We start from the raw sequence: 26,097 nt of genomic DNA, 5'->3' as shown, positions 1-26,097 counted from the left end.
TTTTTATTAGCAAATGTGTATGATGAGGGATATAAAGGATAAAACAAGCCATATTCCTTAGGTATTTTTCCCAATTAATTACAAAATCAAGAAGTCGATGGATAGTTTTTTTATCTTTGTTTCTTATTAAAAAGCAAATACTATGGCACGCACAGCAACCGATATTTTAAAAGAAGCTATCTTATTAGAAAGAAGAGGAAAAGCTTTTTACAGCAATGTAGCAGAGAAGTCTGATTCAGAGTCTGCAAAGAAGATTTTCCAGATGATGGCTGAAGAAGAAGACGAGCATATCAAGTTTTTATCTGAGCAATTTAAAAGTTACGAGAAAACGAAAGCATTTATTTCTGTTGAAGGTTTTGAAGAACCAGCTGAAGATGAAGTAGCTCTTAAGGTTTTAACAGACCAAATGAAAAAAGAAATCGACGCTGCAAGTTTTGAAGCTGCTGCTATTTCTGCTGCTATCGATTTTGAAGATCGTGCAGTGAAAATTTACTCAAGCAGAGCTGAAGAAGCAGTTGATGTTAATGAAAAAGCGCTTTATACGATGTTGGCAAAATGGGAAATGGGTCATCAAAAGATGCTTCATGAACTCAATGAAGAATTAAAAGCTGATGTTTGGAATGACAATAATTTCTGGCCTTTCTAAACCTGATGAAAAAATATTAGAAACCCTTTCTATATCCTATGGAAAGGGTTTTTCATTTTTATGGGATTAATTTCCACCAAAATTCTGTACCCAATAAACTCCATATTCAGAATCTTCATTTTCATAGAAACCTACTCCTAGCAAAGTCATATCCTTGTTTAAGATATTCTTTTTATGACCAGGGCTTTTCATCCATGCTTTTAAAACCTCCTCGGGAGTTAATTGTCCAGCAGATATATTCTCAGCCAAATAATTATAATTGGCAAAGGCTCCTATCCTTTCAAATATATCACAGGATTTCCTAAGCCTATTTTTCTCTCTATCATAAGAATCATGTTCAAAATAGTTTTCCATAGCCATATCTTTAGCATGATACCTTGCCGCAAGAGCTAATTTCTCGTCATACTTCACAGGACTCAAGCTTCTCTTCTTCCTTTCTTTATTAGTCAATCTGAGGACCTCTTTTTCAAATGAAGAGTTAACGCTTTCGATGCGCTCCTCTCCTGTTGGGCAGTTTTGTGAAAAAATGATGGATGAAGAAAATAGTATGGTGAGTATGATTTGAATGCTTTTCATTTTATTGCTTTCATATAAAACGAAAAAACACTCTGGATATTCTTTTTATGTTTTTTTTAACGAGCTTTCCACTAATTACAGTTGTAATAATAATTGACTAACGAAATTAGCTTTAAGAACATTTCACATTACAATAGTTAATGCCGATAGGAAATGATGCATTTTTATTGATTTAAGACCAAAGCCATTTTATCATCGGTATAAAACTCATCTATCAAATACTTAAAAAAACCAACCGCTGTCTTTTTGGCAGACAGAAATGTTTTTACCTGCCATTATTACCGTTCATATAGTTGCTTTTAGCTTGGCTCAATAATTGACTAGGGAATAAAAACAAATAATAACAAAATAGGAGGAAAAATGAACTTAGATCAATTCACCATAAAATCACAAGAAGCCATACAAAAAGCTCAGGAATTAGCTATTCAAAATAATAATACTCAAATCGAAAACAGTCATTTATTAAAAGGAATACTTGAAACCGAGGAGAACTTAATTCCTGTAGTACTGGAGAAATTAAACGTCAATAAAAACATACTATCTAGTGCCTTAGATGCTATCAATACCAGACTACCTAAAACCAATGGTGGACAAGTATATCTTTCACAAGCAGGTAGCAAAACCTTATTACAAGCACAAGAAATACTAAAAGAATTTGGAGATAGTTTTGTTTCTGTTGAACACCTTTTACTTAGTCTTATTCAGCAAAAAGATCAAACTGCTGATTTATTAAAGGATAGCGGCATTAAATTAAAAGAATTAAAGAAAACCATATTGGAATTAAGGAAAGGCAATAAGGTTGAGTCTTCTTCCCAAGAATCCAACTTCAATGCCTTAAATCGTTATGCCCTTCATTTAAACGCTTTGGCTGCCAAAGGGAAATTAGACCCCGTAATAGGTAGAAACGATGAAATTAGAAGAGTATTACAAATTTTAAGCAGAAGAACCAAGAACAATCCTATTCTTATTGGAGAGCCAGGTGTTGGTAAAACGGCTATTGCTGAAGGTATTGCACACAGGATTGTAGATGGAGACGTTCCCGAAAACCTAAAGAATAAACAAATTTTCAGCCTAGATATGGGCGCTTTGGTTGCTGGTGCAAAATACAAAGGAGAATTTGAGGAAAGATTAAAAAGCGTGGTTAAAGAAGTGGTGGAATCAGATGGAGATATCGTACTCTTTATTGATGAGATACATACCCTGGTTGGTGCTGGAAAAGGTGAAGGCGCTATGGATGCCGCCAATATTTTAAAACCAGCATTAGCCCGAGGCGATTTAAGAGCTGTTGGAGCCACCACATTAAGTGAGTATCAGAAATATTTTGAAAAGGACAAAGCCCTGGAAAGAAGGTTTCAAAAAGTAATGGTTCAAGAACCCAATACGGCTGATGCTATTTCCATTCTAAGAGGCTTAAAAGAAAAGTACGAAACCCATCACCATGTAAGGATACTCGATGACGCGATTGTTTCTGCTGTTGAGCTTTCTCAAAGATATATCTCTGACAGGTTCTTACCAGATAAAGCGATTGATTTAATTGATGAAGCAGCAGCAAAACTTCGATTAGAAATCAATTCTGTTCCGGAAGAACTGGAGCAGTTGGAAAGAAGAATCATGCAATTGGAGATTGAAAAAGTCGCCATTAAACGAGAGAAGAATAAATTCAAACTTCACGAGATAGATAGCGAAATGGCCGATTTAAATGAAAAAGCTACTGCATTAAGAGCCCGCTGGAAATCGGAAAAAGAAAAGGTGGAATCCATACAAAAAGAAAAGGCTCATATTGAAGATTTAAAGCAAGAAGCTTTGCAAGCGGAACGAGCTGGAAACTTTGGTATTGTCGCAGAAATTAGATATGGAAAAATGGAACAAGCCCAACAAGATTTGGAAAAATATCGCACAGCCTTAAAAGAAATGCAAAGCGACAATCCAATGATTAATGAAGAGGTTGGCCACGAAGAAATTGCAGATATCGTTTCTCGTTGGACAGGTATTCCAGTTTCAAAAATGCTTCAAAGCGAAAAAGCCAAGCTGCTTCATTTAGAAGAGGAATTGCATAAGAGAGTAGTTGGACAAGAAGAAGGAATTACTGCCGTAGCGGATGCTATTAGAAGAAGTAGAGCTGGGTTACAGGACGAGAAGCGACCCATAGGATCATTTATATTCCTAGGAACTACTGGAGTTGGGAAAACCGAATTAGCAAAAGCTTTAGCTGAGTTTCTCTTCGATGATGAAAACAATATGGTAAGAATAGATATGTCAGAATATCAGGAAAGACATGCCGTTTCAAGGCTTATTGGAGCGCCTCCTGGCTATGTAGGCTATGATGAAAGTGGTCAGTTAACAGAAGCTGTACGCCGCAAACCCTATTCGGTTGTCTTGTTAGACGAGATTGAAAAAGCACATCCCGATGTGTTCAATATCCTCCTCCAAGTTCTTGACGATGGAAGACTAACAGACAACAAAGGACGTGTGGTAGATTTTAAGAACACCATCATCATTATGACTTCCAATATGGGCTCCTCTATTATTCAGGATCAATTGACTGAACTAAATAGTGAAAACAGGGTTGAGAAATTGGAGCAAATCAGTAAAGAGGTCATGGTGGCATTAAAGAAAAGCATCAGACCCGAATTTCTAAATCGCATTGATGAAGTAGTAATGTTTACCCCTCTTCAAGAAAATGAGATATTAGATATCATTAGAATTCAATTTGAGGATTTAAAAAAGACCTTGAGCAAAAATCAAGTTCAACTAGAAATCACAGAGGATGCCATCAGCTATATTGGAAAGATGAGCTACGATCCACAATTTGGTGCCAGACCCATCAAAAGGTTTATGCAAAGAAACATTCTTAATGAATTGAGCAAGTTAATTCTTGCTGGTAATATTCAAAAAGAAATACCCATAAATATTGACTATGATGGTCATTTACTGCAATTTAAAAATGAATAATTATTGTTTTCAATGATTGACATTCATAAAAAAAACCAAACTTGATAAGTTTGGTTTTTTCTATAATTATATAAGTGCATCTTGCTGGGCTTTGCAAACCTAAAACTCCTTCTTAGCAATAACAACACCTTCCTCATCATACACCAACCAGACTCCTATTTTTTTTCCCTCCTCATATGAGCCTTTCATATAGAGTTTTCCACTGGGATGATAAACCCATGATTTTCCACTGCGTTTTCCTTTGCTGAAATAGCCTTTTGACCATATGGTTCCGTCTGGATACCAACTCAACCACTCTCCTTCTCTCAAACCATCCTCATAAACTCCTTCTAACAAAACGGAACCATCGTCATGATACTGAACCTCATGCAAAGCAATACTATCAGCACCTTTTACCAAATAGTCGAAAACTATTTTTGGGCTGCCATCCTCATGAATCTGTTCTACTACCTGAATCTCTTTGGTTTGACAGGATGACATCACCAATAATATCCCGAATAAATAAAAAATTTTTCTTATCATTACCTATCAAAACTTAAGCGTTTACCTTTAACTGTATCGTTAAAATCTCCTTCATTATAAACCAAATGTCCACTTACAAAGGTTTTGCATACTTGTGAATTAAATACCTGTCCTTCCATAGGACTCCAACCACATAAGTATAGGATATTGTCTTTATTGACTTCCCATTGTTTAACAGGATCTATAATGGCTAAATCTGCAAAGAATCCCTCACGTATAAACCCTCTTTTCTCTATCTGATAAAGCTTTGCAGGATGATGACACATTTTCTCAACCACTTGCTCTACACTAAGCTTTCCTTGTTGGGCCATTTCTAACATCGCTACCAAAGAATGTTGAACCATAGGTGCACCGGAAGGAGCTTTAAGATATGGATTATCTTTTTCAACCAACTGATGAGGTGCATGATCTGTAGCAATTACATCTATCTTTCCTTCTAATAAGGCTTTCAGCAAACCATCGGCATCTGCTCTATCTTTTACTGCAGGATTCCATTTGATGAGTGTTCCTTTTTCATCATAGTCTCTTCTATCGAACCATAAATGATGAACACAGACCTCGGCAGTAATCTTCTTTTCTTCTAGAGGAAGTTCATTAGTGAATAATTCAGTCTCTTTGGCGGTTGAAAGGTGAAGAACGTGTAAACGAGTCCCGTATTTCTTAGCCATTTCCACAGCATAAGAGCTCGATTTATAACAAGCCTCATGAGAACGGATATCAGGGTGGACATTTATTGGAATATCGTTACCATATTTCCCAATAGCCGCATTCTGATTGGCCTGAATTGTTGGCTCGTCCTCACAATGTACTGCTATCAACATGGGAGCTTCAGCAAAAAGCTTTTCTAAAGTCGCTTGATTGTCAACCAACATATTACCCGTACTTGCTCCTAAAAATATCTTAATTCCACAAACAGACTTTGGGTCTGTCTTTAAAACCTCCTCAGCATTATCATTACTCACACCCATATAAAAGGAATAGTTAGCCAAGGAACGTGTAGAGGCATACTGATACTTTTCTTCTAGTATTTCTTGAGTTAGCACATTTGGAATAGTATTGGGCATGTCCATAAATGAGGTTACTCCTCCGGATACCGCTGCTCTTGATTCAGAAATCATATTGGCTTTCTTGGTTAAACCAGGATCCCGAAAATGCACCTGATCATCAATCACCCCGGGAAGTATCCATTTTCCTGTTAAATCCATCACCTCACAATTTTCTGGAAGCTCAGGTTGCTCATCAGCATTATAAATTTTTGAAATATATTGATCCTGGATCAGGATATTTACATATTGCTTTTGGTTCTCATTAATCACCAAAGCATTCTTTAAGAAAAAATTGCTCATCATTCAGATTTTTAGACCCATTGCCTATTCGCCTGAATCAGACAAATTTTAGGCCCTCTTGGGTTTGATTTTTTTAAAGCGCAACTGCATCACACCAAATATAGCTTCTGTAAAGATACTCTTATTCATCTTTGATGTACCTAGAGTTCTATCAGTAAAAATAATAGGAACTTCTTTCACATCAAATCCCAGTTTTACAGAAGTAAATTTCATTTCAATCTGGAAAGCATAACCAGTAAACCTCACCTTATCCAAATCTATTGTTTCTAATACTTTTCTACTATAACAAACAAAGCCTGCAGTGGTATCTCTAATGCTCAAACCTGTTGCCAAACGCACATAGGCAGAGGCATAATAAGACATCAAAACTCTTCCCATAGGCCAATTAACCACATTTACTCCTGTGATATAACGGCTTCCAATGGACATATCTGCTTTGTCCACATGGCAAGCATGATACAATTTTAATAAGTCATCAGGATTATGACTAAAATCGGCATCCATTTCAAATATATATTCATAGGAGCGGTTTAATGCCCATTTAAATCCATGAATATAGGCGGTACCCAATCCTAATTTACCTTTTCTTTCCTCAATAAATAACTGACCTGGAAATTCTTTCATTAAGGATTTCACTATGGCTGCAGTTCCGTCGGGGGAATTGTCTTCAATAACCAAAACATGAAATGGCTTTGATAAACTAAATACATAACGAATAATATTCTCGATATTCTCTTTCTCGTTATATGTAGGTATGATCACTATACTATCTGACACTTGCTTTATTTTGTGGCGAAAATAATAATTATTTGAAGAGCATAAGAGTTAAATTCTATTAATTTGCCTTTGGATTGTTCTTTTCTCTGATTTTTAGCAAAATTAGCTTGAATATTAATTTATCTTAGGATATAGCAAACTGTTGTAAAATTGATTTGCCACTATTGACATTCCAAATCAGTTCTGCCCTGGCCCTAAAGGGAGCCTGATTTGAAAGATTCTGGTAACATTGAAAATTGAGCTTTTAAAACGTAAATACTATTATGAGAGGAAAGTTACGATTTTTGGCTCCCCTCAGGGTTTGGGGCAAACAAAAAATCGATTAATAACACTCAAAGCATTGCAAAACTGACAACCTACTGCCTGTTTTGAACGATTTGACAGCATTTCTACTGACAGACTGACAAAATACTTTAAATCGCTTTAGTATCACCAATTGGCATTATTTATGTATATTTGCATTCTAGAAATTAAACAATAAAAAATATAATAAAATGACGTTACCAACAAATTTAAAGCACGTAGCTACAGGTTCTGAATTAACAGAATTAATTAACCAAGAAGAAAATGTAATGGTATGCTGTGGCCGTATGGGTCCAATGTGTATTCCAGTATACGGATCAATGAAAACATTAGAAGAAAGTGGAGATTATGATCACGTTGCATTCCGCGATATGATGTTCGACAGCCCGGAAGCTGCAATCATTAGAAACCTTCCTGAGTGTAGGAACTTTATGGGATTACCATTTGTGGTTTATTATAAAGGTGGAAAAGTGGCTAAAGCAGTGAGTAGTATTCAGAGTATGGATATGATTAAGTCTGTGATTGATGTAGAATTCGCTAAATAGAGTTTGTTTATAAAGTGTTACTTTTATGTTTCGCTTTACTGATAGAATAAAGAAATTTTCATGTTCGAAGCCCTTTGGGTTATATCATAACCCTTGGGCTTCATTTTTAAGATTAAAGAAATGCAAACAGATTTTGATGCTATTATTTTAGGAGGAGGACCTGCAGGATTAACTGCAGGTATATATATGGCACGCTCCAAAGCCAAAGTATTGATTATTGATAGCAGTATTCCCGGTGGGCAAACCATTTTAACACATGAAATAGCCAACTATCCTGGAATTGAAAGTACAAGTGGATATATGTTAGCCAGTACCATGCAAATGCAAGCCGAAAAATTTGGCTGCACCATCAAAAGCAATATACAAGTTAATGAATTAGAGTTAGATACTAAAATTAAAAGCTTAAGCTTGAGCAGTGGAGAGAAGTTCACAGCAAAAGCTATTATTTTAGCTACCGGAGGCCGTTCCAGAATGATTGGCGCTAAAGGAGAAGATGTATATAAAGGTCGTGGAATCAGCTATTGTGCAACCTGCGATGGTGATTTCTTTCAAGACAAAAATATAATTGTTGTAGGAGGTGGAAACTCGGCTTTAGAAGAAGCAGTTTCACTAACCAAATATGCTTCTAAAGTAACTATCGTTCATATTCTAGATCAGTGGCAAGCCTTTGATTATGCGGTGAGTGAAATGGAAGCCAATGAGAAAATAGATTACATATTGAGTTCTAAAGTATTAGAATTCAAGGGAGAGGATGCCCTCCAAGAAGCCATTATCGAAAATGTAAAAGATGGCAGCACGCATACCAAAAAGATAGATGGGGCCTTTGTTTTTATTGGTTATGAAGCCAATACCGATTTTCTCCATAATGGTCCTGTAAAATTAAACGAGAGAAAAGAAATCTTAGTAAACGAGGACATGCAAACCAACCTAGAAGGCGTTTATGCCGCAGGCGATGCCTTACAAAAAAAATACCGTCAGGTAACCACAGCTGTTTCTGATGGAACCATTGCTGCCTTGGCTGCTCTTGAATACATTCATAAGAATTAAATACAAACAATATCTATTTACTGCAGAGGCCATTATGATTTTCATTTTGGCCTCTTTTGTTGTTAAGAGTTAAGGGTAGATATTATTTACACGTAAAAAACCATTCTTTCACACTAAATCACCCCTAAACCAATCATCTCTCAATTGTTAAAGAAACTTAATATTCATGGGCTTTTGCAATGCTTTTAAATAGTAAACGTTATGACATTACTGGTTTTCTAGCAGGTGAGTGAATTCACTCAAATAAAGGAAGGACAAATAAGCAATTTTAGAGTGTCAATCACATAGCGATTTTCACTATTTTTGCAGTTAATTTTGGATTTAAACAAATAAATTGAAATATAATATTAAGCAAATGAAAGAGGGTAAATCAATGACTAGAATCATCAGCTTTCCTCAAGTGATGATCATTCTATTGGCTTTATTTATTGCCATAGGAGGAACTTCTTGTAAAAGTAAGAAAAAGATAGCCGAAGAAAAAGCAGCCATAGAACTGGCCAACCAGATAGCGCAAGCCAAAGCAAGCTTAAAGGATCTATTGCGCGATGACAATCCTAAAACATGGCAAGAAAAGAAAAACGAGTTCGACCGAATAGTAGCCATGCAATTACGCGATCCTGAAGTTGAGGATTTAATCAATCAGGTGGAAGCTAAACTGGAGAAAGAACGCCAAGAAATGCTAAAACGCCAAGAGGAAGAAGCTCGTTTACGGGCCGAACAAGAAGCCAAAAATCAGAAGCAAGGTCAATTAGATAATATCAACTCCCATTTCTATGCCGTCGCTTCTGCACCATCAGTTAACGAAGCTAACTCTCGCATTGAAAGAGCTTTATCACTATATGCGTCAAAAGATGTACCAGTACTGATTATTTTAAGTGTTTATGGTGATAATCAAAAAGACTACGATAGACCAACTTATATTGAGAAATATTTGAATTATTTGAAAGATGTCAAAAAATATGACAAAGAAATTGACAATTTGAAATATGATGATATGGGAAAAATTATTGAAATTGAACTCATTAAAAAATAATTAGCAAGATGAAGCAAGTAACGAAAATATTTATCCTGGCTCTTCTCTTTTTAGGAACAGCGCAGGTATGGGCTCAAGATGAAATTTCTCCTGAAAGAAAAGAAGCCATCGATAGCCTAGCAATGGAAAAGGTAAAAGATTTAAGCAGGTATATCAGCATCATTGGAAGTAAAGAAACTAGCTTTTCTGAAGCCAATCGTGTGATTGACAGAACATTAGAACTTTTTGCACCAAATAGTCAAATTGGTGTTTCTTCGTTATATAGAAAAGACATTAAATACTACACTGTACGTAAATATTTAAATAGATTAATGGCCTTAAATTATGACCAAGTAACTATCAGTTGGTATAACATACAATACATTAGCGATTTAGAGCCTCAACCTGATGGCACTTATGTGGGAGTAATTACCATTTACCAAAGGTTTGAAGGTAAAAAAGGCGATGACCTAACTTATGTGGATACAACTAAGAAAGACATCACCGTTTATGTAAAACGTAAAGAAACTCAAATTGGTGGTAGAACTATCGGTTTCTGGGACGTTTTATTAGGCGACATTAGAGTTGCTGAGACTTCAAAATAGATTAAATTTGAGCAGTCGGTTCTTAGGATCAGGCTGCTCTTTTTTTATTAACTCCATTGCCATTGAAAAATCTTCAAATCATTTTATTAGCATTTATAATGCTTTGCCTGAGTTCTCCTATCAAGACTCAAGTCGTGGGCAAATTCATGAATGATGAATCGAAACTGTATGCTGAGACCAAACAGGTGAATCAGTTTTTTCGTCGTTTTAATAATGAAGAAGGCCCCGATGGTATCCGATATAGTGTGAGAAGTAAAGAATATCGTAATCCAGATACTCGTGACACTTATTTAAACATTTTATTCGATCTGGAAAACCCAAGTCTCGATGAGCAACTCAGAAAACAATTTATCTCTATTGTGAATAACGATAGTGCTCCTCAGTTTTTAGATTTCCATGCCGATGGTTGGTTTGCTGAAGTAAAAACAAAATTTCTTTATAGAGGAAAACCTAGTTATGTGACTTTTTATTTAGAACTAGAGCAAGAGAATTTGGGTTATAAATGGGTTTTAACTAATGTATTTTTTGAAGAATACGCACAAATTTTAGAAGAAGATGGTTTAAACCAAAATAAATTTCTTCACCCTATGAGTCATGAACTCGATTTCATGAACTTCATCAAAGTATTCGATGACAAGTCTTCTATTGAAGAATACACCAGCCATGGATTTTCTGCCGATTATCTTAGTGTATTTATCTATGAATTTAAACAAGGACTGTTCGAATATCAAACAGTCATGAACTTAAAATTTCATTTCTTCCAAATTCCAGGTTGGTATTTTGAACTGGAAAAATTCAATCGATCCGGTTATAATACAGGATGGTTAATTTCTCGGCTCACACCTATCACCGAAGATGAAAAAGCAGTACTCATGAAATACATTTACCATGATTAGAAAAATATACATACTGTTATTGAGCTTCCTTTTCATAAGCACTTTATCAGCCCAAAAATTAAATCCTGAGGAGGTTAAACAATTTAGTGAGGAGTGTAAAGATTTAGTAAACTATCTTCAATTTACGCTTAATGCAATTGGTGATAACGAGCTTAGCCCCAAAGAAAAAGACATTATCATCAGCGAATCTTTTGCCAAGCTTTTTAGAGATGGGAAAGTACAGATTGAAGATGATTTGGTTCCTGATAGAGAAGCTGTAACCAACAAAGAAGTACAAGCTTATTTAAAAGATGTAGATTTCTTTTTTGAGCAAGCCATCTTCTCCTATAAAGTACTTTCTGTAAATCTATTGCAAGATGAAAACGACAAAGCATATTTCAAGATACATGCACTTAGAACCATAAGCGGAACAAATTTAAATCATGATAGCATCTATAATGAACAAGCCCGATTTGTTGAAGTTGCTGTAAATCCAGATTTACGTGAACTTAAAATTGTGAGTATTTATACTACAAAAATTAATGAGCTAGAGGAAAATATTAAATGGTGGAACGACCTGCCTATTAGCTGGAAAGAAATATTAGGCAACCAACAAAAGTTTATTAAGGATATTGAGTTTTCAAGAGTTTTAAATATACAAAAAGATTTTGTAATTCTCGATCCTCCAAAAGATACCCTAACTTGGGACGAAATAGAACTTGAACCAAGTGATAGCTTAAGAATGGAGTTCCCCATGGCAACTATAGACACCTTCTATTTCGCCACAGATAGTGCAAAAGCCATCTACAAGAAAAGACTCTCCCATTCTTTAAACAAGATTTTAGCCATTAAAGAACTAGATGTTTCAGGCAGGTTAGACATCACTCATTTGGAGCCTGTGAGCAAACTATCAGACATCAGAAGTTTAAACATAAGTGGAACTCTGGTAAACGATCTCTACCCTATTCGTAATTTGATTGATTTGGAGGATTTAAATATTTCAAATACACAGGTAAATAACTTAGATGCTCTGGTTTATAGTATGGCTATTCACAATTTGAATATATCCAACACTAAAGTTTATTCATTGAAACCTCTGGTTAATTTAGGCAATGTGAATATCCTTGATATTTCCAGCACTGGAATTGATGATTTAGAGCCCATTAGTGAATATAGAAACCTTAAAGATTTGCAAATGGAAAAAACCATGGTAGGTGAATTAGACGCCATTTCCAAATTGAAATCCTTGATATATCTAAACATCGATAGCAGTCCTATTTCAAATTTATCTAGCCTTGAAGAATTACTAGAACTTCGTATTTTATCATGTAATAATACACTTATTCAAAGCATTGATCCTCTAAAGAATATGGATCAGCTTAATATTTTATATGTAGACAATACTGAAATTACAAGTATAAAAGCCCTTGATGGAAAAGAAAAGCTAACTAAGATATACTGTGACAATACATTGCTCGGTAAACAAAAAGCACTATTATTTATGAGTGAGAACCCTCAGGTTTTAGTGGTTTATGAAAGTAGAAAACTTCAAAAATGGTTTAAAAACTTGCCTGAATTTTGGGTAGAGATATTCGATTACTACGTAGATATAAATATTAAAAACCCAAGCAAAGAAGAACTTCATCAAGTTGCAGGAATTTTAGAAATAGATTTAAGTGGGCAAGAAAATGTGGTCTCTATTGAGCCTTTATCGCAAATTCAGAACTTAAAGAAACTAAACCTTTCTAAAACTTCAATAGAATCTCTAGAACCTTTATATGAACTTCGTGATTTGAATTGGTTAGACATCAGCTACAGTAAAGTAAACTCTTTAGCCCCTTTAGAAAACAACCATTCCTTGCAATATCTGAATATTTCGAATACCAAGATTACAAATATTGTAGCATTAAAGGAGACCAGTAGCTTGAATAAACTCTACATGAATAATACTCCCATTGCTAATATCAACCCTATTATGGGACTGTCTGGCTTAAGAGAACTGCAAGCGGATGAAACCAGTATCGCAAAGCCCGATTTTGAGAGCTTCATCACAAGTAATCCCCGTTGTTTATGTGTTTATCAAAGTAAAAACTTAAATAGCTGGTGGGATGGACTCTCCCCTATTTGGAAAGAGGTTTTTATGAAAACCCAAAAATGGGATAACACTCCAAATACTAAGGAATTACATCAATTGATTAAACAAACTGAGCTCAATATAGAAAATAATAGAAACATCACAAGTATAAAAGAATTGGAAAATTTCGTTTTCTTGAAAAACCTTAGAATTTCTGGAACTCAAGTGAGTGATGTAAATAGTTTATCCAAACTAAGTCGAATCCAAACCCTCGATTTATCCCAGACTCCTATTTTAAACTTAGATGTATTGGCCGAACTTCCACTTTTAGAATCTGTAAATATCTCAAATACACAAATTAACTACTTGGATTGGGTTGAACAACTGACCAAGCTGCAATTACTGGATATCAGCGGAACTCAAGTGAAGAGCTTGAAATCTTTAAGCACACTTTATATGCTCGAAACACTAATAGCCTATAATACTCGTATTGCTAATTTAAAGCCTTTAAGTGAGTTGGTGAGTCTTAGAAAACTGAAAATTTATAATACTAAAGTCTCCTCAAAAAAAGTAGACCAATTCAAATATGCCAACCCTTCTTGTGTAGTGGATTATTTTTAGTTTATTATTAAAAAATTCTATTTTACTGCCAGTTATACAACAGATCGTATTATTTCCTATTTTTGAATCATGAATGAAAAGATTAAAATAGAATTGTCCAATGAACAATTTACTGCCCTCACCCATTGTATGCTTTCCTACGAAGCCACCGAAGAAGAGGATTATGACAAAATCCTAATGGCTCGTTATATCCTCGGGAAAGTACTAAAGAAGATGATCAATCGCTATCAAGACCTGAAGAAGAAAAACAAGATGAGCCTTAATATTGCAGAAGCAGCAGCTTTTCGTACCCTGATGAGTAGCCAAATTGACCGTTGTGGCATTTATGAGCAGACTATTATTCGTGAGATATTGATGCAGATTGGTAGTAAGCTTTAAAGATTTATGAGTGGTAATTATGATTTATGAGTGGTAATTATGATTTATGAGTGGTAATTATGATTTATGAGTGGAGGATAGAAGAAGAAATATGATATCAAACTTTTAAAAATCTACAATATGAATGCATCAAATACAAGTAAACGAGAATTACTGGAGGATAGGTTAATTGATTTTGCAATTAGTACAAATGAAATAATTGAAAGTTTTCCTAATACCTATTTAGGTAAAAACATATCGAATCAAATATCACGCTCTAGCATATCACCAGCTCTAAATTATGGAGAAGCGCAGGCAGCCGAATCAACAAAGGACTTCATTCACAAAATGGGAATCTGCCTCAAAGAATTAAGAGAGACTTTTGCAGGATTGAAAATATTTGACCGCTCCCAAAAACTATCTAATGATAAAAACGAAATAAATAGGCTAAAAACAGAAGTAAACGAACTAATTTCTATTTTTGTAGCTAGTATCAAAACAGCAAAAAAACGGTTATAGCTTGGCTAAAATCATCATTCATAATTCTGAAATCTTTTAATTCATTAATCAGGTTTCATCATTCAAATATTTAATAAATGAAAGCATTTAAAGCATATGACATCCGCGGAGTATATAATTCCGACTTTAATAAAGAAGACGTTTATAAAGTGGGATTTTTCCTTCCACAATTATTAAATACCAAGAAAATATTAGTTGGACGAGATGCCCGAGTATCTTCTCCTGAAATATACGAATACTTGTGCAAAGGAATCAACGATGCAGGAGCCGATGTATGGGATGCAGGCCTCACAACTACTCCTATGATTTATTGGGGAAGTGGAAAGTTTGAGTTCGAAGCCTCCGTTATGATTACAGCCTCTCATAATCCAGCTCGTTATAATGGGCTTAAAATCTCTGGCAAACACGTAAAGCCTATTGGCTATGGTACAGGTCTTTCCGATTTAGAGAAAATGATGAATACATTAGAAGTCAATCCTATTGGTCCTGAAGGAATTATTAAAGCATTCGATTTTAAAGAGGAATACCTGAAGTTTCAACTCAGTTATTTAAAAGATATTTCGAATCTAAATATAGCATTAGATGTAAGCAATGGTATGGCAGGTATGTTTATCAAAGACATTCTCGGAAATCAACCTCATTATATCTTTGATGATATTGACTGCACCTTCCCCCACCACGAAGCCAATCCCCTAGAACCCGAAAATATAGTCGACCTTCAGAAATTGGTAAAAGAAACCAAAGCCGATGTTGGAGTTATTTTTGATGGTGATGCTGATAGAGTGATGTTTGTGGATGAAAATTCTAGATTCATCTCTCCCGATTTAATTATTGCACTTCTAGGACATCACTTTTTGGAGGATGCTAAACCTGGTACTCGCGTTTTACAAGATATTAGAACAAGTAAAGCAGTGGGTGAGTATTTGAGCCAGTATAAAGTGGAGATGCACATGTGGCGAGTTGGACGAGCTTTTGCGGCACTCAAACTGAAAGAAATTGATGGCTTATTCGGTGGTGAATTGGCTGGGCATTATTATTTCAAAGATTTCTATTATTCTGATTCTGGCCTTTTAGCTGCTATTCTAGTACTCAACATTGTATCGGAAATGAAGAAAAAAGGACTAAGCCTTTCTCAGCTTATCTCTAGAATTGAGACTTACCAAAACTCAGGTGAAATCAACTTCAAGATCGAAAGAAAAGCTGAAGCCATGGAAGCGGTTAAGAATTACTATTTTGAACAAGCAGAACCTGATGCTTTCTTCGATTTTGATGGATATAGATTAGAATATCCTGATTGGTGGCTCAATATCAGACCTTCGAATACGGAGCCTTACCTCAGGTTTTTAGCAGAAGCCAAAACCAAAGAACAACTAGATGAAGTAGTGAATAAATGTAAAGAAATCATTCAAAGCTTTGCTTAAAAACCTCCTTATATTATTATTTGCCTTTTCTATTTTGGGCGTTTCTTTTGGACAAGACCAACAAGATACTACTCAGATTAGAAAAGGTAGATTAATAGGTGTTAGTGCTTTGGCTGGGACTGCTTATATCGGAGGCATAACTGGGCTATATTATTTGTGGTATAAAGATTATGATCAATCTAAATTTCATCTCATCAACGATAATAAAGCTTGGCTTCAGGTAGATAAAGTAGGCCACAGCTTTTCTGCTTATCAAATGGGACGAGTAGCATTTACCGGTTTTCGTTGGGCTGGTCTAGACGAAAAGAAGTCCGTGTGGATTGGTGGAACCTATGGTTTTGTATTTCTGACCACTGTAGAAGTTTTTGATGGACTATCAACCAACTGGGGCTTTAGCTGGGGCGATGTAATAGCAAACGCCGCGGGAACTGGATTATTCATCGGACAGCAATTGGGTTGGAAAGAACAAAGAATTCAAGTCAAATTCTCCTACTCCCCCTCAAAATATGCTCAATACAACCCAGACTTATTGGGAAGTAAACACACTGAAAGATTTCTCAAAGATTATAATGCTCAGACTTATTGGTTATCCATAAATCCACAATCATTCTCCTCCTCCAGAAAAATCTTTCCAAAATGGTTAAATTTCGCAGTGGGATATGGCGCTAAAGGAATGACTGGGACCTATTATAATCCGGAGGAAATAGATGGAGAGACTATTCCTTGCTTTAATAGAACCCGACAGTTCTATCTCTCCTTAGACCTTGATTTAACCAAGATAAAAACACGTTCAGAGTTCTTAAGGTTGGTATTAGAAGTAGCCAATATGGTGAAAATTCCTTTTCCAACTTTGGAGTATAATTCTGAGGATGGTGTAGAGTTTCATGCTATTTATTTTTAGGTTTACTGATGTTTAAGCTCTTGAACTTTACGTATGTCGAGCTTAGGACAGGGCAAACGCGTACTTTTATTTTTCTAATTGTTTTTAACAAAGCTAACGCGGATTTGGTGTGATTTAAATACATTCCTTAATATTAATATTTTCGCACGGAAAACATTTCCGCGCTAGCATTATACCTATAGATTAAACTATTTTTTTCTAAATATAGCTTTTTAACAAAGTATGCGTTTGCCCTGGAGCTTAGGGAACTTCATTGCTTTTTGGGTGGTTTTTTTTAAAATTTAATGCGTTTTTATATCCTAACTGATGAAGTTTTTTTGAATCTTTTTGTAAGGATTAAAATAACTCGTCGACTATTAGTTCAAATAAATAACATGAACGCCCTTAAGGCACAAAAACAAAAATGATGAACAAAAGAAACATTGGAATCCTATCGATAGCTTTTATGCTTGTAGCAAGCGCTGCATTTATGTTGAATGGAACAGCAAAAACAGACTTAACTAATCCTCAAGAGCAATTGGCATTTGCAAACCCTGATGCAGAATTTGATGGAAAATGCGGTGATGGTAAATGTGGAGACGGCAAATCAACAAAAGACACAAAAGCAACTAAAGATGCAAAAGCCAAAAAAGGGGAAAAGAAAGCCAAATGTGGTGATGGCAAATGTGGAGACGGTAAAACTACAGTTGATAAAACTGCATCTAAAGATAAAACAACTACAAAAAGTGCCACATTAGAATCAGATATAAGCAAGTGTGGTGATGGAAAATGTGGAGATGGTAAAGCAAAGAAAGATACTAAAGCAAGCCTAGAAGACAAATCAAAAACCAAAAAAGAAAAATGCGGTAGCGGCAAATGTGGCGACGGCAAATAAGACAAAACAATAAATTAAGGCCGCTCTTATTCGTTCTGATAATTCAGATTTCAAATGGGAACGGCCATTTTTATGCTCTGGCATTAAAAGATATAATTGAATTAAAAAAATGAAAATGACTTCATGCGTTAGCATTTATTAAATACTAAATAAAATGTAGATTAATTGGAGTTTGCAGCTCTTTATCAAATGCACTAGAATTTTTAAAAGATAATCTATAATAAATCATCAGGATTACTTTGGCTTATGGATTTTACAAACTAGCCCTGAATAAATGGAACGATATAGACAGCGTAACAAGCTGGTTTGCCAGTATGACTTATCCACTCCCGAAGCTCTATGCCCACATGGCTTCCGGAACTAAACTACTGGTATCGTATTACTTGCCCTTGGTTTTAGATCTCGACTTATTTCTATTCCTTTAATTTTTGTTAGGATGGTTGCCATTCTTACGGTCCACCTTGGTAATGGTTGGGAAGCTGGAAACAGTGGTTTTGAAATACCCTTCTACTATTTAGTAATGTTAATAGTGATTTTTGTTTATGGCCCAGGAAAATATAGTCTTGATGATATTATTAAAAAGATGCAAGCATAGAGGATGGTTCTTGAATAACAATAGAAACCTTGATAAAGTTCTTCTCTCTAAATAAAGAGTGTCGTACTTTATTGAGGTTTTTATAGGTAAGGCTTGATTTATTTGATGACTATTCCACTACCTTCCTGAATAATCTCACCAATAATAGTCACATCTTTCATACCCAAATTCTTTAATTCATTTACATATAATTCTGCATGAGCTGGAGGTAGACAAACCAACAAACCACCCGAAGTTTGGGCATCACAAATCAATAATTGAGAAGTACGAGAAAGTTTTCCAAAGTCAACTACATGCTCTACATAATCACGGTTATTATAAGTTCCGCCAGGAATAATATTGGCAGCAGCTAAATCCTTTACTGTATCAATAAAAGGAATGGCATCAAAACTAATTTCAGCAGTTACATCAGAAGATTCTACCATTTCTTTCAAATGCCCCATTAATCCAAACCCTGTTACATCTGTACATGAAGAAACGTCATATTTAGACATGATTTCAGCTGGTATTTTATTTAAGGAACTCATCAACTCAATGGCTTGTTTTGCTATTTTCTCATTTACTAAACCACGTTTTATTCCGGTAGAGATAATTCCTGTTCCTATGGGCTTAGTTAAAACCAAGACCTCCCCTATTTTTGCGCCTTTATTTTTAATCATTTGGTCAGGATGAACCAAACCACTAACCACCATTCCGTATTTAGGTTCGGGATCTTCAATGGTATGTCCTCCCAAAATAGGGATACCAGCTTCCTCAGCCTTGCTTTGGGCACCTTTAAGAATCAATTCCAATACTTCCATAGGAAGTGCCTCCTCAGGGAATCCAACTATGTTTAAAGCAAAGATAGGCCTAGCACCCATGGCATAAACATCGCTCAATGCATTGGCCGCAGCAATAGCTCCAAACTGAAACGGGTCATCCACTATTGGTGTAAAGAAATCCAGAGTTTGAACCAAAGCCAATTCATCAGTCAATCGATACACAGCTGCATCGTCTGAAGTATCTGTCCCCACCAATACATTTACATCATGAACTTGAGGCAAAGATTTCAAAACCTGCTGTAATTTCTGAGGTTCTATTTTGCAAGCACAGCCTAAGCCATGGGTATACTGAGTAAGTTTAATTTTAGAAATATCTCGATTTTCAGGCAAATGAATTGTAGAACCATCCGCTTTTGGCATTAATATTTTCACATTTGATACCACTTCTTTAACTGCGGCATCTATGTTTTCTTTGGATGTTGTACGACCAGTTGAAAACCGAATTGTTCCCATAGCAAATTCTAAAGGTATATTCATGGCTTCCAAAACTACAGATACATCAATGCTTTCGGAATGACAAGCCGCACCAGCGGATGCAGCAACATTTTCTAATCTTGCAATTAAAGTATTGGCTTCAATTTTAGGAAAGGAAACACTTAAGGTATTTGCCAAACATTTTTCAGCATGACCATTTCTCTTGATATGAGGTAATTCTTTCTTTAATGAATCCCATAGCATATCACGCATATTTGCATAATGAAGCTGATAATCCTTGAGTTTCTCTGTCACCATTTCAGCCGCTTTTCCCAAGCCAACTATCTCCAAAACATTCTCTGTTCCAGCTCTCATATTTTGCTCATGATCTGCACCATGCATCAGCTTTTCTAATACAACTCCCTCTTTTATATAAATCGCACCAATTCCTTTGGGCGCATAAAGCTTATGGCCAGCAATACTCATCAAATCCAATCCCATTTCCTTCACATCCACAGCAACCTTTCCAATGGACTGCGCTGCATCACTATGAAGCAATATACCTCTTTCTTGGGCTATTTTACCAATTTTAGAAATGGGCTGGATACTACCTACTTCATTATTGGCATGCATCACAGAAATTAGGATGGTTTCTTTTTTAATGGCCTCCTCTAAATCTTTAAGATGGATAATTCCAAATTCGTCAACAGGTAAGTATGTCACTTCAAAACCATTTCTTTCTAAATACTTACATACTTCGAAAATAGCGGGATGCTCAATACTTGAAGTGATAATATGATTCCCTTTATGCTTATTGGCAAAGGCCGCTCCTTTTAAAGCATAATTATTCGATTCCGTTCCTCCACTTGTGAAAATAATTTCGGAGGATTCTGCTCCTATCAAATCAGCCACTTGTTTACGAGCCTTCTCTATGGCCTTTTTAGTTTCGGCACCCAGTTGATGTGAGCTGGACGGGTTGCCAAAATACACCTCTAAATAAGGTCTCATAGCCTCCGCTACGATAGGGTCGATAGGTGTTGTGGCATTATAATCTAGGTATATCATGTTTTTTTATTTAAAGAGCAAATATAGGTAAAGCATTCTGATTATTGATTGTCGGCTGTTGGTTACTGGCTATTAGCTGTTGGCTGTTGGCCAAGAAAAACTAATCCAAGGAGGCTATCATCCATTAAACCCAACTAAGTGAGGCCCTGGTAAAGTGAATAAGAATCACAAATAGAAAGCTAACTGGTTAAAAAAAACTGCCTAGCAAATTATTACTAGGCAGTTTTTAGCTTCGTTGAGTTTCTTTCACTTAAGAATCATCTATTATTTTTATCCTTCGACAAGTTGATGGATCAGTCTTCCAACTTCTGTCATCTGTCATCTGTCATCTGTCATCTGTCATCTGTCATCCATTCAAAACCTTTCTTACTCTTTATAGAATTTCGATTGAGAAACCCCATTTCCAATCACAACCTGAATCATGTAAATCCCAGTATTCAATTTAGAAACATTAATATCTGTTTGGTTTCCGTAGGTTTGATAGATAAGTTGTCCATTACTGGAGTATATCCTTAATTCGGAAATATCACTTTGCAATGATAAATGGATATAATCTCTACTTGGATTTGGATAAACTTCAAAAGAAGCAGTTTCTTTTTGAGGGGAAGTTTCAATTCCCACAAAAGCATTGGCTGCTTCATAATCAGGAATTCCATAACCATAAGTTTTATCTGGATTAGAAGCCTGAGAAGCTGACATTTCTAATAAATCCATTATTTGTTTATTATTAAATTCAGGATTTGCTTGCCATAAACATGCAGTCATACCTGCAATAGTAGGAGAAGAAAAAGAAGTACCATTAGCCGAGCTAATAAAATCACTGTAAGCATCTGCCACTGTTGTTCCAGAACCTACTGCACAGATATTTGGTTTAATTCGAGAATCCATAGGATAGCCTCTAGAGCTGAAAGAAGCAATATTCCCAGAATAATCAGTTGCTCCAATTGCAAAAACACTATCACCATCAGCTGGAAATCCAACATATTGCCATGAACTACTTCCATCATTTCCTGCACTATTTACAGGTAGAATACCTTTTTTAGCAGCTAAATCAGCTCCGATTGTAACAATGGCTGTATTTCCATTTATTTCATTCCAAGTATGATCGAAATTTGAATCATCGAATGTAGTATAACCCAAAGAAGAATTGATAATATCTGCTCCAACACTATCAGCGAATGCAGCTCCAACCAACCAGTTGTATTCTTCTATAATATTTTCGTAATCGGTATATTCCGTTCTTAATAACCAATAATCTGCCTTTGGAGCGGTACCTATCATTTGACCAGGCCAATTGGCTCCCATGGTAGATAAAACCTTAGTACCATGAGTACTTCCTGCAAATGGGTCATTTTCTTCAGAGCAAAAATCTCGTGCTCCTAAAATCTGTCCATTGGCATATAGAGAATCAAAAACAATTCTATCAGGAACGCCAATAAAACCACCATCTAAAACGGCAATCACCATTCCTTGTCCTTGATATCCCATATCATGCAATGGTATACCATTAATCAACTCAATTTGTTCAGTGGCCTGACCATAGTTTAATGTAGAAGTGGATTTTAGTCTTGATGCTTGAATATTATTTTGTTCTAGCTCCTCCTCTACTTCAAAGAAGTTTTTAGGTTTAATAGGAGGGTTAGCATTCACGTCGGCAATTTTTGTAGCACTCTCCACAAAAGACAAAGCAAGAATTTCTTCAATTAATGTCGGATTTGTAGTCTTAACTAATATGGTATTGATCCATTTTACTTGACGTTTCACTTCAACTCCTATTTCTGCAACCTGATTGACATACGAAGAAGTGATAGGTAAATCTGTTAGATCATAACTAATCCCCTGATTTACTCTTCTTTCCATACTTCTTGCAGATAAAAACGCTTCAGGATTATCAAGTGTATAGGTATTATTATCTTTATCAGTAAATTTAATTGCATAATAATTTGGTGCTACCTGAGCCATTAATGCAAAACTAAAGCTCAAGAGTAAAACAGTAAAAATATTCCTCATGATTGATTACAATTTGGTGATTTTTATTTGTGAGTTTCTATTTGCAGCATGTACCTCTACAAAATAGATTCCTCTTGTGTATGATTTGATGTCTATGTTTAACGGACTTCCATTCCAGTTCATTTTTCTTTCTTCTATTAATGCTCCTTGAATATTGAATATCCTCATGGTGAAACTAAAATATTCTTTGGTTTGAAGATCCAAAGAAAATGATTCAGAAACAGGATTAGGAGCCACAGTAATATTTTGGTTTTCTGATTGAAGATTTTCCATTCCTAAAATCCCCAAAGCATTTTCATAATCAGGCAAACCATAACCATAAAGGGTATCCGGTTCATTAAATCTATTGGCACTATATTGTATGGCTTGTTTTACCATCTTTGGACTTACTGTAGGATCGGCAGACCAAAGGCTAGCGGTCATTCCTGCAATAATTGGACCTGAAAATGATGTTCCATTAGAAGGTGCAACCACATCGCTAAACGCAGATGCCACATATGCCCCAGCTCCTCTTGCCACCACATTCGGCTTTATATCATCACTCCAAGGAAAGCCATGGCTACTAAAACTTGCAATATTCCCACTACCATCAACTGCTCCAATACTAAAAACTTGGTATCCATCTGCTGGTGCACCAACATATCTCCAAGAGCTATTTCCTGAGTTCCCTGCACTATTCACCACCAACATTCCCTTACGGAATGCCATATTCGAACCTCTAGTAATAATGGTTAAATCACCATTTAATTCTTCCCATGTGTGGTCAGTTCGTAGATCATCAAAAGTGGTATACCCTAAGGATGTATTTAAAACATCGGCACCAACACTATCAGCAAAAGCAGCACCTGCCACCCAATTATATTCTTCTATTAATGCTTCAGAAGCGCCATCTTCGGTCCTAATTAACCAATAATCGGCATCGGGTGCAGTTCCTACTAAATTCCCTTCCCAATAACCTCCCATGGTACTAAGCACAGCTGTTCCATGAGTATGAGTGGCAAACACAGTTTCTCCTGGAGCTACCATATTTTTCGTTCCCAGAATTTGGTCATTATCCCAAAGTGACTGAAATATTTGTCGCTCGTCAACTCCCACAAATCCTGCATCTAAAACTGCTATTACCATACCCTGACCTTTATATCCGAGCTCATGAAGTTTTTCACCTTTAAGTTGGTTGATTTGTACCCAGCCTCCTCCATAGAAAGCGGAATCGTAGGCTTGAGTAGATTTGTGAGGAGCATATATTTGTTCTTCTTTTAGATCAAAGGATAGTTTATCACTTTTCGAAGATTTAAAATTAGAATTATAAACTTGTACTACTTTTTCCACATCATCTAACAAATCCAAAATTTCCACATCTGTAGAATCTGGTGTTGAAATAATAATGGCATTTAACCATTTTACATGAATAATTAATTCAAAATTATCATTTAAACCCAGGATATTTTCAATTAACTCTGGATCTATAGGTAAATCCTCCTCAATAATTGGAATATTATATTTGGCACGACGATCAATAGCTCTTTGTGAGAGAAACTCCTCTGGTTGGTCCACACTATATGGTGTAAAATTCTTATGTGTAAAATGAACCGCATATTTATATTCCTGAGCTTCTGCAACTAAGAAAACAAATAAAAGTAATGCAAGGCTTAATAATTTCTTCATCTATCTAATTTTTCCCAAAAATAAACATATTAACGAAGTATAGACAGCCTTTATTTAAAAAGGGTTGACTCATTGGGAAAATTATAACAAAATTCAAATGCTACTCATAAGGGTTTCTTTTTAAACTCTCAATGATTTCCTTATCATTATTCTCTTCCATAGATTTACTATTTTGATAAATATATTGCCATTGCCTTTCTATTCTCTGAGAATACAAATCAAAATTATCAATATAATAAGACTGAATATAGTCTTGATAACCATTGAAAACATCATATTCATTTGCCAAGAAATAGTCATATTCAAAACTATTGATATCGAATACAAGAGGTAACTGATCAATCACATTTTCTGGAATACTAGGTGCTGAAAAATTTATTTCAGAACCCAAAGGAAAATTCACCCTATACTCAAAAAATACTTCTTCGTCAACACTATCATACTTCCAACGAAGAGTTCCCAAATCCGCGTTGCCAGTTACCGTAGCTTTAAAATCATAAATATTTGAATTATCCAGGTTTAAATCAAAGTCTAGTGTTTTTAATTGATTTGGAATGTTTCCTCGAGAAGTGAGTTGATAGTTATTAACATTTCCCTTCCTAGCACGATAGTAACTATAATAACCTGGGAATACCTCACCTGGATTGTAAGCTCTAATGGATGTTTCTCCACCATCAAAATAATTGTAAAATACTGCATTATAATCCCAAAATTCACTACTATAGTCATCCTCTGACTCAAGGTATACAAACATGCTTTCATTTTGTGGCAATGTAACATCAACATAATCATTCATTACAATTAAATCATTATTGTTTATGATAAACTGAGTATCTGAAACTATATTTGATATTTTTTTAAAATTAGGCGCTTCATTTTCATTCATGGCAAATAACCATAAATATTCCTTGTCAATATATCTTTTCAATTGATATTCATTCGAATTATAAATTGAATTCGAATATTCATAAGATGATTTCATTTCTGACAAATGGAAATCTCCAAGTTCAAAACCCTGAAGCTCAACATTAAAAGTACCAATAGGCTCATATTCTTTACTTTCATTTTTTGCAAACTTCCAATGACTAGGCATAAGGTTTTTATAAGTGATGAATGAAACCTTATCTTGCCTATTGAAAACTGTATCATTTATTCCCCTTTGTTCTTCATAAGTTATGATTTGCAAAGTCAAACCACTTTGAGGTAATTCTAAATCATTGTAACTATACTCATTTTCATTCTCCAATTTCAAATTAATGAGCAATTCATTTTCTTCAGAATAGACCAATACCCAATTTCTTATTCTTTGATAATCATTATCAATATTATAATTGGGTCCAACGGTAAAGTTAAAGTATTTAGTCTCTTCAATAATGGGTTGTGTACTATCAACATCAGACTTCTTTTTGCAAGAAATGGAAATAGCAAATAAGATAAATAGGTAAAAAAGCGTATTCTTCATAATAGATGATATTTAATCAGTTATAATATGTATCGAAATAGTTATATGAGCAAATATAAAAAACTTATTAAAACAAAAAATCCCCAAACCAA

Annotated in this window: 23 protein-coding genes and 1 pseudogene; 15 read left to right on the top strand and 9 right to left on the bottom strand. The window is 35.2% G+C overall.

Features of this window, described 5'->3' with window-relative positions:
* Positions 1–142: 142 nt before the first annotated feature.
* Positions 143–646: a ferritin family protein gene (locus HNS38_RS04580; protein WP_172279479.1), complete on the top strand. Its 504-nt coding sequence runs from the start codon at positions 143–145 to the stop codon at positions 644–646.
* A gap of 66 nt (positions 647–712) precedes the next feature.
* On the opposite strand, the gene HNS38_RS04575 is transcribed toward HNS38_RS04580, so the two are convergent.
* A complete protein-coding gene (locus HNS38_RS04575; RefSeq protein ID WP_172279478.1) occupies positions 713–1,222 on the bottom strand; it encodes a CAP domain-containing protein in 510 nt (169 codons plus the stop codon).
* Between the two features lie 360 nt (positions 1,223–1,582).
* On the opposite strand from HNS38_RS04575, the gene clpB reads away from it, so the two are divergent.
* Positions 1,583–4,174 (top strand): ATP-dependent chaperone ClpB, encoded by a 2,592-nt coding sequence (clpB, locus tag HNS38_RS04570; protein ID WP_172279476.1) that lies wholly within the window; start codon positions 1,583–1,585, stop codon positions 4,172–4,174.
* Positions 4,175–4,273: 99 nt separating this feature from the next.
* Here clpB and HNS38_RS04565 read toward each other — a convergent pair whose 3' ends face one another.
* The 3 genes from HNS38_RS04565 to HNS38_RS04555 are packed head-to-tail and all read right to left on the bottom strand — an operon-like array spanning position 4,274 to position 6,828.
* A complete protein-coding gene (locus HNS38_RS04565) occupies positions 4,274–4,696 on the bottom strand; it encodes a toxin-antitoxin system YwqK family antitoxin (protein ID WP_172279474.1) in 423 nt (140 codons plus the stop codon).
* A complete protein-coding gene (locus HNS38_RS04560) occupies positions 4,696–6,042 on the bottom strand; it encodes a dihydroorotase (protein WP_172279472.1) in 1,347 nt (448 codons plus the stop codon). Before HNS38_RS04560 ends, HNS38_RS04565 begins: the two co-directional genes overlap by 1 nt.
* 48 nt (positions 6,043–6,090) lie before the next feature.
* Positions 6,091–6,828, bottom strand: coding sequence for a polyprenol monophosphomannose synthase (locus tag HNS38_RS04555; protein WP_371742930.1), 738 nt, complete (start codon positions 6,826–6,828; stop codon positions 6,091–6,093).
* A gap of 485 nt (positions 6,829–7,313) precedes the next feature.
* Here HNS38_RS04555 and HNS38_RS04550 point away from each other — a divergent pair, with 485 nt between their 5' ends.
* The 13 genes from HNS38_RS04550 to HNS38_RS04495 all read left to right on the top strand — a co-directional run bounded on the left by HNS38_RS04550 (position 7,314) and on the right by HNS38_RS04495 (position 18,568).
* Positions 7,314–7,667, top strand: a complete 354-nt coding sequence (locus HNS38_RS04550) for a thioredoxin (protein ID WP_172279468.1) — start codon at positions 7,314–7,316, stop codon at positions 7,665–7,667.
* Positions 7,668–7,787: 120 nt separating this feature from the next.
* On the top strand, positions 7,788–8,714 hold the full coding sequence (locus tag HNS38_RS04545; RefSeq protein WP_172279467.1) for an NAD(P)/FAD-dependent oxidoreductase: 927 nt from the start codon (positions 7,788–7,790) through the stop codon (positions 8,712–8,714).
* A 334-nt stretch (positions 8,715–9,048) separates the two neighbouring features.
* Positions 9,049–9,747 carry a hypothetical protein gene (locus tag HNS38_RS04540; RefSeq protein WP_172279465.1) on the top strand — a complete coding sequence of 233 codons (699 nt, stop codon included), beginning with the start codon at positions 9,049–9,051 and terminating at the stop codon, positions 9,745–9,747.
* 8 nt (positions 9,748–9,755) lie between these two features.
* A complete protein-coding gene (locus tag HNS38_RS04535; protein ID WP_172279463.1) occupies positions 9,756–10,331 on the top strand; it encodes a hypothetical protein in 576 nt (191 codons plus the stop codon).
* Between the two features lie 134 nt (positions 10,332–10,465).
* Entirely contained in the window at positions 10,466–11,227 is a 762-nt protein-coding gene (locus HNS38_RS04530; RefSeq protein WP_216663633.1) for a hypothetical protein, read from the top strand.
* The gene (locus HNS38_RS04525) at positions 11,220–13,901 is read left to right on the top strand and encodes a leucine-rich repeat domain-containing protein (RefSeq protein ID WP_172279461.1); all 2,682 of its coding nucleotides are present in this window, start codon (positions 11,220–11,222) and stop codon (positions 13,899–13,901) included. Before HNS38_RS04530 ends, HNS38_RS04525 begins: the two co-directional genes overlap by 8 nt.
* Before the next feature lie 69 nt (positions 13,902–13,970).
* Complete coding sequence (locus HNS38_RS04520; RefSeq protein ID WP_172279459.1) at positions 13,971–14,279, top strand: hypothetical protein; 309 nt, start codon at positions 13,971–13,973, stop codon at positions 14,277–14,279.
* Between the two features lie 120 nt (positions 14,280–14,399).
* Positions 14,400–14,777 (top strand): four helix bundle protein, encoded by a 378-nt coding sequence (locus tag HNS38_RS04515; RefSeq protein WP_172346062.1) that lies wholly within the window; start codon positions 14,400–14,402, stop codon positions 14,775–14,777.
* A gap of 77 nt (positions 14,778–14,854) precedes the next feature.
* Positions 14,855–16,198: a phosphomannomutase/phosphoglucomutase gene (locus HNS38_RS04510; protein ID WP_172346061.1), complete on the top strand. Its 1,344-nt coding sequence runs from the start codon at positions 14,855–14,857 to the stop codon at positions 16,196–16,198.
* Positions 16,191–17,099 carry a DUF2279 domain-containing protein gene (locus HNS38_RS04505; protein ID WP_172346059.1) on the top strand — a complete coding sequence of 303 codons (909 nt, stop codon included), beginning with the start codon at positions 16,191–16,193 and terminating at the stop codon, positions 17,097–17,099. The genes HNS38_RS04510 and HNS38_RS04505 overlap by 8 nt, the downstream gene beginning before the upstream one ends.
* Before the next feature lie 406 nt (positions 17,100–17,505).
* Positions 17,506–17,973: a hypothetical protein gene (locus tag HNS38_RS04500; RefSeq protein ID WP_172346057.1), complete on the top strand. Its 468-nt coding sequence runs from the start codon at positions 17,506–17,508 to the stop codon at positions 17,971–17,973.
* Between the two features lie 224 nt (positions 17,974–18,197).
* On the top strand, positions 18,198–18,398 hold the full coding sequence (locus tag HNS38_RS21050) for a DoxX family membrane protein (RefSeq protein ID WP_371742929.1): 201 nt from the start codon (positions 18,198–18,200) through the stop codon (positions 18,396–18,398).
* A gap of 11 nt (positions 18,399–18,409) precedes the next feature.
* Entirely contained in the window at positions 18,410–18,568 is a 159-nt protein-coding gene (locus tag HNS38_RS04495) for a DoxX family protein (protein WP_172279449.1), read from the top strand.
* Between the two features lie 98 nt (positions 18,569–18,666).
* Here HNS38_RS04495 and selD read toward each other — a convergent pair whose 3' ends face one another.
* The 5 genes and pseudogenes from selD to HNS38_RS04475 all read right to left on the bottom strand — a co-directional run bounded on the left by selD (position 18,667) and on the right by HNS38_RS04475 (position 26,005).
* Positions 18,667–19,701: a selenide, water dikinase SelD gene (gene selD / locus HNS38_RS21045; protein ID WP_371742928.1), complete on the bottom strand. Its 1,035-nt coding sequence runs from the start codon at positions 19,699–19,701 to the stop codon at positions 18,667–18,669.
* 84 nt (positions 19,702–19,785) lie between these two features.
* Positions 19,786–20,868 (bottom strand): annotated as a pseudogene (locus tag HNS38_RS21040) (cysteine desulfurase family protein); the annotation flags it as partial.
* A gap of 366 nt (positions 20,869–21,234) precedes the next feature.
* Positions 21,235–22,878 carry a S8/S53 family peptidase gene (locus HNS38_RS04485; protein WP_172279445.1) on the bottom strand — a complete coding sequence of 548 codons (1,644 nt, stop codon included), beginning with the start codon at positions 22,876–22,878 and terminating at the stop codon, positions 21,235–21,237.
* 6 nt (positions 22,879–22,884) lie between these two features.
* Positions 22,885–24,543, bottom strand: coding sequence for a S8/S53 family peptidase (locus tag HNS38_RS04480; protein WP_172279443.1), 1,659 nt, complete (start codon positions 24,541–24,543; stop codon positions 22,885–22,887).
* 100 nt (positions 24,544–24,643) lie between these two features.
* Entirely contained in the window at positions 24,644–26,005 is a 1,362-nt protein-coding gene (locus HNS38_RS04475; RefSeq protein ID WP_172346055.1) for a hypothetical protein, read from the bottom strand.
* Positions 26,006–26,097: the final 92 nt, after the last annotated feature.

The organism is Lentimicrobium sp. L6, from assembly GCF_013166655.1.
Lineage (GTDB): Bacteria > Bacteroidota > Bacteroidia > Bacteroidales > UBA12170 > UBA12170.
Note: the sequence above shows the minus strand (reverse complement) of the source record. Positions and strands in the feature narration are given on the sequence as shown.